This is a genomic window from Pseudomonas peli (assembly GCF_900099645.1).
GTDB classification, from domain to species: domain Bacteria; phylum Pseudomonadota; class Gammaproteobacteria; order Pseudomonadales; family Pseudomonadaceae; genus Aquipseudomonas; species Aquipseudomonas peli.
In genome coordinates this window covers 124,666-137,653 of sequence record NZ_FMTL01000004.1, presented here as the reverse complement: position 1 = coordinate 137,653, position 12,988 = coordinate 124,666, and the positions used below count along the sequence as shown (strand labels likewise).

11 protein-coding genes are annotated in these 12,988 nt (G+C 61.8%); 5 read left to right on the top strand and 6 right to left on the bottom strand.

Annotated features, from left to right (window positions below):
* The 3 genes from BLO50_RS17790 to BLO50_RS17780 are packed head-to-tail and all read right to left on the bottom strand — an operon-like array spanning position 1 to position 2,977.
* On the bottom strand, positions 1–825 hold the full coding sequence (locus tag BLO50_RS17790; protein WP_090255447.1) for a class I SAM-dependent methyltransferase: 825 nt from the start codon (positions 823–825) through the stop codon (positions 1–3).
* A gap of 14 nt (positions 826–839) precedes the next feature.
* A complete protein-coding gene (gene ampC / locus BLO50_RS17785; protein ID WP_090255445.1) occupies positions 840–2,000 on the bottom strand; it encodes a class C beta-lactamase in 1,161 nt (386 codons plus the stop codon).
* Between the two features lie 56 nt (positions 2,001–2,056).
* On the bottom strand, positions 2,057–2,977 hold the full coding sequence (locus BLO50_RS17780; RefSeq protein WP_090255443.1) for a histone deacetylase family protein: 921 nt from the start codon (positions 2,975–2,977) through the stop codon (positions 2,057–2,059).
* A gap of 184 nt (positions 2,978–3,161) precedes the next feature.
* Here BLO50_RS17780 and tesB point away from each other — a divergent pair, with 184 nt between their 5' ends.
* Together tesB and BLO50_RS17770 are read left to right on the top strand one after the other, a co-directional pair.
* Positions 3,162–4,031 carry an acyl-CoA thioesterase II gene (tesB, locus tag BLO50_RS17775; protein ID WP_090255441.1) on the top strand — a complete coding sequence of 290 codons (870 nt, stop codon included), beginning with the start codon at positions 3,162–3,164 and terminating at the stop codon, positions 4,029–4,031.
* Positions 4,028–4,615: an HAD family hydrolase gene (locus BLO50_RS17770; protein ID WP_090255439.1), complete on the top strand. Its 588-nt coding sequence runs from the start codon at positions 4,028–4,030 to the stop codon at positions 4,613–4,615. Before tesB ends, BLO50_RS17770 begins: the two co-directional genes overlap by 4 nt.
* A gap of 147 nt (positions 4,616–4,762) precedes the next feature.
* Here the strand turns inward: BLO50_RS17770 and cueR are convergent, their stop codons facing one another.
* Complete coding sequence (gene cueR, locus BLO50_RS17765; protein ID WP_090255437.1) at positions 4,763–5,161, bottom strand: Cu(I)-responsive transcriptional regulator; 399 nt, start codon at positions 5,159–5,161, stop codon at positions 4,763–4,765.
* Between the two features lie 21 nt (positions 5,162–5,182).
* Positions 5,183–7,570 (bottom strand): heavy metal translocating P-type ATPase, encoded by a 2,388-nt coding sequence (locus BLO50_RS17760; RefSeq protein ID WP_090255436.1) that lies wholly within the window; start codon positions 7,568–7,570, stop codon positions 5,183–5,185.
* A 147-nt stretch (positions 7,571–7,717) separates the two neighbouring features.
* On the opposite strand from BLO50_RS17760, the gene BLO50_RS17755 reads away from it, so the two are divergent.
* The gene (locus BLO50_RS17755) at positions 7,718–7,930 is read left to right on the top strand and encodes a heavy-metal-associated domain-containing protein (RefSeq protein WP_090255433.1); all 213 of its coding nucleotides are present in this window, start codon (positions 7,718–7,720) and stop codon (positions 7,928–7,930) included.
* Here BLO50_RS17755 and BLO50_RS17750 read toward each other — a convergent pair.
* A complete protein-coding gene (locus BLO50_RS17750; protein ID WP_090255431.1) occupies positions 7,917–8,561 on the bottom strand; it encodes a TetR family transcriptional regulator in 645 nt (214 codons plus the stop codon). The genes BLO50_RS17755 and BLO50_RS17750 overlap by 14 nt on opposite strands.
* Before the next feature lie 138 nt (positions 8,562–8,699).
* Here BLO50_RS17750 and BLO50_RS17745 point away from each other — a divergent pair, with 138 nt between their 5' ends.
* Both BLO50_RS17745 and BLO50_RS17740 read left to right on the top strand, forming a co-directional pair.
* On the top strand, positions 8,700–9,839 hold the full coding sequence (locus BLO50_RS17745) for an efflux RND transporter periplasmic adaptor subunit (protein WP_090255429.1): 1,140 nt from the start codon (positions 8,700–8,702) through the stop codon (positions 9,837–9,839).
* Positions 9,840–9,851: 12 nt separating this feature from the next.
* Positions 9,852–12,980: an efflux RND transporter permease subunit gene (locus BLO50_RS17740; RefSeq protein WP_090255428.1), complete on the top strand. Its 3,129-nt coding sequence runs from the start codon at positions 9,852–9,854 to the stop codon at positions 12,978–12,980.
* Positions 12,981–12,988: the final 8 nt, after the last annotated feature.

The following is a 12,988-nucleotide window of genomic DNA, read 5'->3' as shown; positions in this document are numbered from 1 at the left end:
TTAGCCGACCTTGACCGCCTGTAGTGTGTAGCTCAACGGCAGCCTTTCCGGCTGGTTATCCAGCCGCCATTCACCATCCTCGCCCAGGCTCATCTGGCCCGGCAGGGCTTCCCAGGGCAGGCTGGTGTGCTCTTCCAAGGCCGTCAGGCGCATGCCGTGGCGCAGCAGCGCGGTGATGATTTCGCCCAGGCCGTGGTTCCATTCGTGGGTGGTGGTGGCGGTCAGCAGGGTGTCGGTTTCTACGTAGGTGTGCTCGTAATCCCAGACGGTTGGTTGGCTGTGTTCGAAGTAGGGGTGGGCAATCTGCAGGGTGTCCTCGCAGTTTTCGTCGAGCGCCATCAGCACGGGGTGGGCTTCACGCAGAAACAACCGTCCGCCGGGCTTGAGTAGGGCGGCGACATTGCGCGCCCAGTCATCGATCTGCGGTAGCCAGTTCAGCGCGCCGATGCCCGTATAAACCAGGTCAAACGAGTGCGCGCCGAGCGCCTTGGCCGCGTCGTACACAGAGGCTTCGACAAACTCGATCGACTCACCGCAGCTGCTTGCCAGTTTGCTGGCTTGCTCCAACGAGGCTGCAGAGAAATCCAGGCCGCTCATCTGCGCACCCAGGCGGGCCAGCGACAGGGTGTCGGTGCCTATATGGCACTGCAGGTGCACCGCGCGCAGGCCGCTGATATCGCCGAGGCGCGGCAGATCAAAGCGCACGACTTCGGATAAATGCGCGGGCGAGGCGATAAACAGCTGAACTTGGTAATCGGGCGACGCCGCATGCAAGGCGGCGCGCTCGTTCCAGTTGGCTTGGTTCAGGGCAAACGAATCATCCATGAGGCTATTCCTTTTCAGTATTGGGCGGCGTTTTTATCCAAGGCGTTCAGTATGGCGTGGGCCGCTTTGATTCTGGCTGCGTTGGGGTAGTTCTTGTTGGCCAGCATGACCAGGCCGAGGTTCTGACTGGGGACAAACACCGCGTAGGCGCCGAAGCCGCCGGTTGAGCCGGTTTTATTGAACAGGGTGTCGCTTGGCTCACTTTCCGGTGGTGCGAGACGTGTAGCGGGTTGCGATTCCAGGGCCATGGCCGGGGAGTTGCCGGCCTGCAGGCGCTCCAGGCTGATCGGGTAGGGGTAACGCTCCCAGCCGAGGCCCTGGGTCATCTCGCCGACGCGGTAATAACCGGTGTGGGTCATGGCGATGGCGCGCTGCAGGTCTTTATTCAGGCCGGCAGGATTCAGGTTGGCCTGGACAAAGCGCAGCATGTCCCGGGCCGTGGTTTTCACCCCGTAGGCTTCGGCGTCGAGCATGCCCGGTGTGACGCGCAGCGGCTGGTTGTCCTTGCTGTAGCCGAAGGCATAGCGCGGCAGCTGGGCTGTCGGCACCTGGATATAGCTGTGCGACATGCCGAGCGCGGGGAACAGCGTGCCCTCCATCAAGGTGGGGAACGGCTTGCCCATGCTCTTGGCGGCGAGCATGCCGAGCAGGCCTATGCTGGGGTTGGAATAGCGCCGGTGTGTACCCGCCGCGTATTCAGGCTGCCACTGGCGGTAGTAGTCGAGCATGCTGGCCGGGTCGGTCACGTTGTCAGGGAACTGCAGCGGCAGCCCGCCGGCGGTGTAGGTGCCGAGGTTGAGCAAGCTGGCGTGTTCCAGCTGGCTGCCTTGCAGCTCGGGCCAGTGCTGGCCGGCGCTGTCGGTTAGGGTCAGCTTGCCGGTGGCCTGGGCAAGGGCGGCGAGGGTGGCGGTAAGTGGTTTGCTCAGCGAGCCGATTTCAAAAAGGGTGTCGCTGCTCACCGGCTGCGGGTCGTCCAGGCGCGCCACGCCGTAGTTGAAGTAGTGCGCCTGGCCGTTATGGGTGATCGCCACGGCCATGCCGGCAATATCGTGTTCCGCCATTACTGGGCGAATGGTGGCGTCTACCCGCGTCTGCAGTATGTCGTCGGCGTGGGCGGCGCTGCCGAGTGCGAGTAAGGCCAGCAGGGCCGGCAAGGTATTGAGTTTGGCGTACATGCTGGGCGAATTCCTTGGTCGTGAAGATGCGCGATGTGACAGCGCCTATGGCGCTTTTATCCCAGCCCACGCATTTGCCAGACCTTGGCTGCGCAGTGATGCAGAATCCCGTGGCGGCGGGCCAGGGCCATGCGGTCCTTGTCGTAGCCGCCGCCGATCAGGCCGACCACCGGAATGCCACGGCTCAGGCAGTGGTTAAGCACGGCTTCGTCACGGGCGGCAATGCCCGCGTCCGTCAGGTTGAGGTAGCCGAGGGCATCGTGCTGGTGCACGTCAACGCCGGCGTCATACAACACGATATCTGGCTGATACAGCGGTAGCAGGTAGTTGAGGGTGTCATCCACCACCTTAAGATACTCGGCGTCGCCCATACCGTTGGGCAAGGGAATGTCCCAGTCGCTGGCGGCTTTGCGCGCCGGGTAGTTCTTTTCGCAGTGCAGCGACACGGTGATCGCTTCCGGGGTGTTCTCCAGCAGGCGCGCGGTGCCATCGCCTTGATGCACGTCGCAGTCGAAGATCAGCACGCGCTGGGCCTTGCCGCTGGCCAGCAGGTACTGGCTGATCACTGCCAGGTCATTGAAGATGCAGAAACCGGCCGGATGGTCGTAATGCGCATGGTGGGTGCCGCCGGCCAGGTGGCAGGCTAGACCGTGTTGCAGCGCTTGCTCCGCCGCCAGCAGCGAGCCACCCACGGCGCGAATGGTGCGCTGCGCCAGGGCGGCACTCCAGGGCAGACCGAGGCGGCGTTGTTCTTCATATGCCAGTTCGCCGCTGGCGAAACGCTGGATATAAGCCGGACAGTGGGCCAGGGCGAGTACATCGGTGGGGCACAGTTCAGGGCGCAGCAGTTCGGCATCGGTGTTCAGGCCGCTTTCCACCAGGTGATCGCGCAGCAGGCGAAACTTCTCCATGGGGAAGCGGTGGTTGGCCGGGAAGGGCGGGCTGTAGTCGTCGTGATAGACCAGCGGCAGGCGCATGGGGGCGGGCTCGGGCGGAAGTGGCCAAAGTATGGCGGCAGGCTCTGCTTGCGCTCAAGCTCCGCGCTCGATTGGCTAGAATGCTGCCATTATTGTCCACATCCATCTTTCAGTCGGGCCGACAAGCGTTGGCAAAGTCTTTACCATCTCGCCCCCAGCCAGATGCGTTAACAGGAGAGCATGCATGAGTCAGGTGTTGAATGAGTTGGTCGCCCTGCTGACCCTGGAAACCATCGAAGAGAATTTGTTCCGCGGCGTCAGCCAGGACCTCGGCTTTCGCCAGCTGTATGGTGGCCAGGTGCTCGGTCAATGTGTATCGGCGGCCAGTCAGACGGTCGAGGCCGCGCGCCATGTGCATTCCATGCACGGCTACTTCCTGCGTCCCGGCGATGCCACGTTGCCGGTGGTGTATCAGGTTGAGCGCGTACGCGATGGCGGCAGTTTCAGCACGCGGCGGGTGACGGCGATCCAGAAGGGCAAGCCAATCTTTACCTGCAGTGCGTCGTTTCAGTTTGATGAAGAGGGCTTTCATCACCAGAACAGCATGCCGGACGTGCCGGGGCCTGAAGGCCTCAAATCGGAAACAGAACTGGCGCGCCTGGTGGTGGATGCCTTGCCGGAGCGCATGCGTGAGCGCGCGGTAAGCGACAAACCGATCGAGATCCGTCCGGTAACCCTGAGCAACCCGTTTGCACCCAAACCCAGCGAGCCGGTCAAGCATGTGTGGTTCCGTGCGGCTGGGGAACTGCCGGATGACCCTCAGCTGCACAAGTACCTGTTGGGTTACGCCAGCGACTTCAACCTGCTGACCACCTCGATGCTGCCGCATGGCGTGTCGGTGTGGCAGAAGTTCATGCAGGTCGCCAGCCTCGACCACTCGCTGTGGTTTCACGGCAACCTGCGTATGGACGACTGGCTGCTCTACAGCATGGACAGCCCCTGGGCCGGCAACGCCCGTGGCTTCTCCCGTGGCAGCATCTTCAACCGCCAGGGCCAGTTGGTTGCCTCGGTTGCCCAGGAAGGGCTTACCCGAATCCGTGAGGATTGGAAATGAGCCTGAGCGCTGCACGCCATTGGGTGTTCGATATGGACGGTACCCTAACCCTGGCGGTGCACGATTTCGAGGCCATCAAGCGAGCGTTGGATATTCCGCTCGCTGAAGACATTCTTGGCTATCTGGCGTCGTTGCCTGAGGCGGTGGCAGCCGCCAAACATGCCTGGCTGCTGGAGCATGAGCGTGAACTGGCTTTGGCTTCGCAGCCAGCCCCCGGGGCGATTGAGCTGGTGCGCGAGCTGCGTGGGCGTGGTTGCCGGCTTGGCATTCTCACCCGCAACGCCCATGAACTGGCGCTGCTGACCCTGCGCGCCATCGGTCTGGACGACTGCTTTGCCGTGCCGGACGTGATTGGCCGTGACGAGGCGCCGCCCAAGCCTGATCCGGGTGGCCTGCTGCATTTCGCTCGCACCTGGCAGGTTGCACCGAGCGAGCTGGTGATGGTGGGTGACTACCGCTTTGACCTGGAGTGTGCCCGCGCTGCCGGCGCGCGCAGCGTGCTGGTCAACCTGGCGGAAAACCCCTGGCCGGAGTTAGCCGATCATTTCGCGGTAGATTGCCGGGCCTTGCAGCAGGCGATCTAAGAGCCTGTTTACGATCTGCTGCGCGTCGGCCATCCGGCGTTAAAAACAGCCTCGGAATGCTCATTTACAGCTCGTAAACTCCGCCTCCTCGGCTGTTTTTGCCTTGTCTGGCTCTAGCTCGCGAGATCGTAAACAGGCTCTAGGCCTTCAATGACAACAGCCGGACTCCAGATCCTTGAGAATCGGGCAGTCCGGGCGGTCGTTGCCCTGGCAGTTGTCCATCAACTCCTTGAGGGTGTTGCGCAGGCCGCTGAGTTCGCTAATTTTGCGTTCCAGTTCGGCGATATGGGTAGCGGCCAGGGCTTTCACATCGGCACTGGCGCGTTGGCGGTCCTGCCACAGGGCCAGTAACTGGCTGACTTCGGCCAGGGAAAAGCCCAGATCGCGAGAGCGTTTGATAAACGCCAGGCGATGCAGGTCCTGCTGGCTGTACTGACGGTAACCGCTGTCGGTGCGGCCGGCCTCAGGTAGCAGATCGATGCTTTCGTAGTAGCGAATCATCTTGGCGCTAAGGCCGGTTTTCTTGGCAGCTTGGCCGATATTCATGGGTTTTCTCCTGTCGGCGGCTTATTCGTGTTCCTTGGGTTTCCAGGTTTTCAGCAGCAAGGCATTGCTCACCACACTGACGCTGGACAACGCCATGGCTGCGCCAGCGAGCATCGGGTTAAGCAGGCCGGCGGCCGCCAGCGGAATGCCGACCAGGTTGTAGGCGAAGGCCCAGAACAGGTTCTGGCGGATCTTGTTGTAGGTGCGCCGGCTGATATCCAGCGCATCGGCCACAAGGCGCGGGTCGCCGCGCATCAGGGTGATGCCGGCGGCGTGCATGGCCACATCGGTACCGCTGCCCATGGCGATACCGACATCGGCGGCAGCCAATGCTGGCGCATCGTTGATGCCGTCGCCGACCATGGCCACCACCGCGTGTTTTTTCAGCTCACTGATGATCGCCGCTTTGTCCGCCGGCAGCACTTCGGCATGCGCGGCGCTGATGCCCAGGACGTCGGCCACCGCCTTGACGCTGCCGGGGTTGTCGCCGCTGATCAGATGGCTGGCAATGCCTTGAGCGGTCAGCGCGGCGATGGCCTCGGCTGCGCCTGGCTTGAGCGTGTCGCCAAAGGCAAACAGACCGAGCACCTGCGGTTGCGGCGCCAATTCCAGCAGCCAGGACAGGGTGCGGCCTTCGGCCTCCCAGGCCAGGGCGTCGGCGGCCAGTTCATCGTGGTGCAGGAAGTGTTCTTCCAGCAGGCGTTTGTTGCCCAGGGCCAGTTGCCGCCCGCCGATCTGCCCGGCGATACCGCGCCCGGCCAGCGCCTTGCTGTTGCTGACGTCGGCGAGGCTCAGTTGTTGTTCTGTGCACTGATCCAATACCGCCTTGGCCAGCGGATGTTCGCTGCCGCGCTGAAGGGCGCCGGCCAGTTGCAGCAGCTGGGTCGTGTCGCTGTCTACTGCACGCAGGTGGGCGATACGCGGCGCGCCGGAGGTCAGGGTGCCGGTCTTGTCGAAGGCCACCAGGGTCACCGAATGGGCGATTTCTAGGGATTCGGCGTCCTTAATCAGAATGCCGTGGCGAGCCGCCACGCCGGTGCCGGCCATGATCGCGGTGGGTGTGGCCAGGCCGAGGGCGCAGGGGCAGGCGATGACCAGTACGGCCACGGCATTGAGCAGCGCGGTTTCGATACCTGCACCGTAGAACAGCCAGCCGAGCAGGGTGGCCAGAGCGATCAGCAGCACGCTGGGCACGAAGACCTGGCTGACTTTATCCACCAGCTTCTGGATCGGCGCTTTCGCTGCCTGTGCATCTTCGACCAGGCGAATAATCCGTGACAGCACGGTTTCCGCGCCGAGGGCGGTGGTTTCCACCAGCAGGCGGCATTCGCCGTTGATTGCCCCTGCCGTGACGCTATCACCCGGCTGTTTGGGTTGTGGCAGGCTTTCGCCGCTGATCAGGGCTTCGTCGGCATGACTTTGGCCTTCGCGAACCAGGCCATCGACCGGGAAGCGTTCACCGGGCTTGACCACGATGGCGTCACCCAGTTGCAGCTCACCCAACGCCACCCACTGTTCGGTGCCATCGCGCAGGCGCAAGGCGCGTTCCGGGCGCAAAGCCTGCAGGGCGCGGATGGCGCTGCTGGTCTGACGTTTGGCGCGGCTTTCCAGGAATTTGCCGAGCAGGATCAGCGTGATGATCACCGCCGAGGCTTCGAAATACAGATGCGGCATGCTGCCGGCCGGACTTACCGCCCACTGATACAGGCTCAGGCCATAGGCGGCGCTGGTGCCGATGGCCACCAGCTGATCCATATTCCCGGCACGGGCGCGCAGGGCGCTCCAGGCCGCGCGGTAGAAGCGCGCACCGAAGATAAATTGCACCGGTGTGGCCAGGGCGAATTGCAGCCAGGCCGGTAGCATCCAGTGCAGGCCGAAGGGTTCGACGAGCATGGGGATGATCAGCGGTACGGTCAACACAATGACCAGCAGCAGGGCCCAGCGCTCGCGCTGCAGATGCCGTTCAGCCGTTGGTTGGGCCTGGGTTGCATTGTCCAGCACGCTGGCGCGGTAGCCGGCCTGGCTGACGGCCTGCAGCAAAGCGTTGTGATCGGTGCCACGCAGCACCTGCAGCTGCGCCCGCTCGCTGGCCAGGTTGACGCTGACCGAGAGCACGCCAGGTTGCTGCGCCAGGGCGCGTTCGATACGGCCCGCACAGCTGGCGCAGGTCATGCCGGAAAGAGCCAGCTCCAGACGCTCGCTGGGTACTTGATAGCCGGCTGCGCTAACGGCATTAACCAACTGTTCCAGGCTGTCAGCGGGCGCTTCGACGCGGGCCTGTTCACTGGCCAAGTTGATGCTGACGCTGGCGACATCCGCCACCTTGGCCAGGGCGCGCTCGACCCGCCCGGCGCAGCTGGTGCAGGTCATACCGCTGATGGGCAGGTTGAAGGTAGTGAGGCTGGACATGGGTGGTCCTCTATTGAGTTCCAGCACAGGATCAACCTTGCCATGTGGGTAAGGTCAAGCCGTTATATCCCTTGACCTTACGCTTATGGCAAGGGCAACACTCAGCTAACCGTTTATCATGCGGTTTATTAATTCAGGAGGTTGTTTATGCAAGTGTCTCAAGTTCACGCATTCCGGGTTGATGGCATGACTTGCCAACATTGCGTCAAAACCATCACCGAGGCGCTGTTGGCCTGTGATCCGGCGGCGGATGTGAAAGTGAAATTTCCCGGCGGTGAGGTGCGGGTGAGCAGCAGCATGCCGGTGGATCAGTTGATGGTGGCCATCGTTGAACAGGGCTACGGGGTTAGCCTGGCGTAAGCACAGTTGCGTCTGGCCAATCGCGGATCAGCCCACGAAAGCAGGCATCGATCATCGGCGCAGCATCGTTGAGCGGATCGAACAGATTGGGGTCGCGTAACCAATCGTGGAATAAACCGACAATCAGCGCGTGCACAGCCCTCGCTGCAAGGCGCGGACTCAACCCAGCGTGCAGCCGTGATGCGACAGACGGTGCACTGAACTGCTGTTCGCAGAGCGCGATAAACAGGTTGATAAAGGCTTCGTGGCGTTCTTCGGCCTCGCGCAGCTCTTCGGTGAACTCACATCGGCGCAGCAAAATCGTGAAAATGCGGCGTTTTTGTTGATCGCGCGCCAGGTTTTCGATGGCCTCGATACACAGCTCTCGCAGGGTCATGAGCGGGTCATGGGCCGGGCAGCCGCGCAATCGCTCGGCCAATTGCTCGGGTGGCAGACGGACTTGGCCGAGCATGGCGTTGAACAGATCCGCCTTGTTGGCAAAGTGCCAATACACCGCGCCGCGCGTTACCCCTGCATGCCGGGCGATGTGCTCCAGGCTGGTGTGCGCCACACCTTTTTCCAAAAACAGCGTTTCGGCGGCCTCAAGGATGGCGCAACGGGTTTTCTCGGCTTCTTCTTTGGTTCGACGCATGGCAGTAGGCGTATTTCTGGCTAGGCTCAGGACAAAGTGTAATGAACTTATGGGTAATGTTCTATTTACAAACACTCGTGTATGTAACTAGCATTGCCGGTCTCAAACGTTGCACCTTGCGTTTATTCGGAGACATCCATGCTTTTTCCCCGTCGCCTGCCGGTCACTGCCGGTTCCTTGCTGTTGGTTTTTTGGGCCGCCCCGTTGTTTGCTGCCGACGCTGCGCCAGCGCCCGAGGTGGTGGTCGAAACCGTGAAGGCCGAGGCCTTGCCGCTGGAGCTTGAATATTCCGCGCGCACTGCCGGCTTCCGCGAAGTGCAGGTGCGGGCTCAGGTCAGCGGCATTCTGCAGGAGCGTACCTACCTGGAAGGTAGCCAAGTCAAGAAAGGCCAGGTGATGTTCCGCATCGATCCGCGCACCTACCAGGCCGCCCTGAGCCGTGCCAAGGGTGCGTTGGCGCAAGAGCAGGCGCGCTATCGGCAGACCGAGCGTGACCTCAAACGCATCCGCGAACTGCAGAAAAAGGGCTTTGCCAGCGAAAGTGAACTGGACAATGCCATCTCCAATTTCGAGCAGAGCAAGGCGAATATCCAGGCCGCCGAGGCCGAGGTGCAGTCCAAGCAGATCGACCTCGACTACACCACGGTAAAAGCGCCGATCTCCGGTATCACCAGTAAGGAAACCGTGTCCGAAGGCAGCCTGATGGTGGCCGGCGATCCGAGTGCCAGCCTGCTGAGCAATATCACCCAACTGGACCCGATTTACGTCAACTTTGCCGCCCCCGATTCCGATGTGGAAAGTGTGCGCAGTGGGCTGCAAAACGGCAGCCTGGTGTTGCCCGAAGACGGCAAAATGAGTGTGCAGATCAAACTGGGTGATGGCAGTGTTTACCCACTGGAGGGCAAGGTGGACTTCACCGATAGCCTGGTGGATCGCGGCACCGGCACCGTCAGCGCTCGCGCTGTGGTGCCGAACCCTGATCAGACTCTGTTGCCAGGCCAGTTCGTCCGGGTGCAGGTCAAAGGCCTGAGCATTCCCAATGCCATGACCCTGCCAGAGCGAGCGATTGCCCAGGGCCCAGGCGGAACATTTGTCTATGTGGTGGACGATGGCGGTGTTGCGCGCAAGCGTCAGGTCACCACCGGGCATACGGCTAAAGGCCGCTGGGTGATTGTGTCCGGTATCAGCGCTGGCGATCGGGTGATTGTCGAAGGTCTGCCGAAAGTGCGTCCAGACAGCCCTGTCAAAGTTGTTGCCCCTGCCACCAACCAATCCTAAGGAGCGTACCCGGTGATCTCACGCTTCTTTATCGACCGTCCGGTATTTTCCGCGGTCATCTCGATCATCATCGTGCTGGCGGGCCTGATGGCCATGCGCTCGTTGCCGATCGCCCAGTATCCACAGATCCTGCCACCGCAGGTGTCGGTCAGCGCCAGCTACGCCGGTGCCAGCGCCCAAGTGATTGCTGAAACGGTGGCCGCGCCGCTGGAGCAGTCGATCAACGGCGTGGAGGGGATGATCTACCAGCAGTCCAACTCCGGCGGCAACGCCATGAGCCTATCGGTGTACTTCGAGGTGGGCCGCGACCCGGATCAGGCCACTATCGACGTTAACAATCGGGTGCAGGCTGCACTGGCCAAGCTACCGGAAGAAGTGCGCCGGCAGGGCGTCAAGGTGCAGAAGAAGTCTTCGGACATTCTTCAGGTGGTCACCCTGTACTCGCCGGATGGTTCGCGCGACCCGGTGTATATCAGCAACTATGCGCTGATCAACGTGATCGACGAACTCAAGCGTCTGCCGGGCGTGGGTGATGTCAGCCAGTTCGGCTCGAAAGACTATTCCATGCGCATCTGGCTGCGTCCGGACAAGCTGGCGCAGTACAACCTGACGCCGACCGATGTGGTCAACTCGATCCGTGAGCAAAACTCGCAGTTCGCCGCCGGCAGCTTCGGCCAGCAGCCGCTCAAGCAGAAGCAGGATTTCACCTACACGGTGACCACCCAGGGCCGGTTCACCGACCCGAAAGAGTTTGAGAACGTCATCCTGCGCACCGATGACACCGGTGCCAGCCTGCTGCTCAAGGACGTTGCACGGATCGAGCTGGGTGCCCAGGACTACTCGCTGATGACCTCGCTCAACGGCCAGCAGAACGCTGCTTTCGGTGTGTACCTGCAGCCTGGCGCGAATGCTCTGGACACTGCCGAGGCGGTGAGCAAGACGCTCGACCGTCTGTCGAAGAACTTCCCCAGCGGTATGACCTATAAGGTGCCGTACGACACCACCAAGTTCGTTCAGGTATCGATTGATGAAGTGATCAAGACCTTCTTCGAAGCCTTGATCCTGGTTGTACTGGTCGTTTTTATCTTCCTGCAGAACTGGCGCGCCACGCTGATCCCGGTGCTGGCAATTCCCGTTTCGCTGGTCGGTACTTTCGCCGGCATGTACATGCTCGGTTTCTCGATCAACCTGCTGACCCTGTTCGGCATGGTGCTGGCCATCGGTATCGTGGTGGACGACGCCATTGTGGTGATCGAAAACGTCGAGCGGGTAATGGCCACCGACAAGATCGGCCCGCGTGAAGCGACCATCAAGGCTATGGAAGAAGTAACCGGGCCGATCATTGCCATCGTCCTGGTGCTCTGCGCGGTATTCGTGCCAGTGGGCTTCCTCGGCGGCCTGGCCGGGGAGATGTATAAACAGTTCGCCATCACCATTGCCGTGTCGGTGGTGATCTCCGGCATCGTCGCCCTGACCCTGAGCCCGGCACTCTGCGCCTTGCTGCTCAAGCCCGGGCACCACGAGCCGGCGGCGCCGTTCCGCGCCTTCAACCGGGTCTTCGACAAACTGACCAATGGCTACACCGCCGGTGTGCGTTTCTTCCTCAAGCGTTCGGCGGTCGGGTTGTTGCTGTTCGGCGCGATGATCACGGTGATGGTGCTGCTGTTCAACCGGGTGCCCAGCTCCCTGGTGCCCAATGAAGATCAGGGCTATGTGATCAACGCCTACTTCCTGCCGCCTGCCGCGTCGCTGACTCGCACCGAGAAACTCACCGGTGACGTGACCCAGCAGTTGATGGCGCACCCAGCGGTGCAGGATGTGGTGACCTTTGCCGGCTTCGACGTGCTGACCTTCGGCACCCGCAGCAACGCAGGGGTGTCCTTCGTGCCGCTGAAAGACTGGAGTGAGCGCACCACGCCTGAATTGGACGCGCGCAACCTGACCGGTGAATTCATGGGTATGGGCGCCGCGCAGAAGGACGGCGTGGTACTCAGCTTCAACCCGCCACCGATCACCGGTATGAGCACCACTGGCGGTTTTGAAGGCTTTATTCAGGACCGCAGTGGCGGCACAACCGCCGAACTGGCGGCCAAGGTTCAGGCCTTCCTCGCCGCTGCCGCGAAGCGTCCTGAGCTGGCAGGGGTGCAGAGCACCTTCAGCGCCAACGTGCCGCAATACTTTATCGATCTGGACCGGACCAAGGCGCGCGCCCTGGGTGTGGCAGTGAATGATGTATTCACCGCCATGCAAGCGACCTTTGGCAGCTACTACGTCAACGATTTCAGCCTGTATGGCCGTACCTTCCAAGTCAGCCTGCAGGCCGAAGCGGAGTTCCGCAGCAAGCCGGAAGATTTGTCCCAGGTCTATGTGCGCGCGGGCAGTGGCGAGCTGGTATCGCTGGCCAGCCTGGTCAAGGTTGAGCGGATTCTCGGCCCGGATACCTATGCACGCTTCAACGTCTACCCCGCGGCGAAGATCCTTGGCGGGCCTGCACCTGGCTACAGCTCCGGTCAGGCGCTCAGCGCGATTCAGCAAGTGGCGGATGAGGTGCTCGGTAGCGATTACAGCATCGGTTGGACCGGCTCGGCTTTCCAGGAAGTGGCATCGCAAGGTTCGGGCAGCAGTGCCTTTATCTTCGGCCTGATCATGGTGTTCCTGATCCTCGCTGCCCAGTATGAACGCTGGACCCTGCCGCTGGCCGTGGTTACGGCGGTGCCGTTTGCGGTGTTCGGGGCGATTCTCGCGGTGTGGCTGCGCGGCATCGAGAACGACCTGTACTTCCAAGTTGGCCTGGTCACCCTAATCGGCTTGGCGGCGAAGAACGCCATTCTGATCGTCGAGTTCGCCGTGCTCTGCCGGCATCAGGGCATGGGCATCTTTGAGTCGGCACTGGAGGCCTCGCGCCTGCGGTTCCGTCCGATCATCATGACTTCGCTGGCCTTCATTCTCGGTGTTGTGCCGTTGGCGATCAGCTCGGGCGCAGGCTCAGCGAGTCGTCACTCGATCGGCACCGGGGTAATCGGCGGGATGATGGCGGCAACCTTCCTGGCGATCTTCCTGATTCCGATGTTCTACCTGTTGGTGGAATCGTTGGCAGAGAAGGTTGGCAAGGGCCGGAAAAAAGCCGACACCTCCGTTTGATGTTCTGG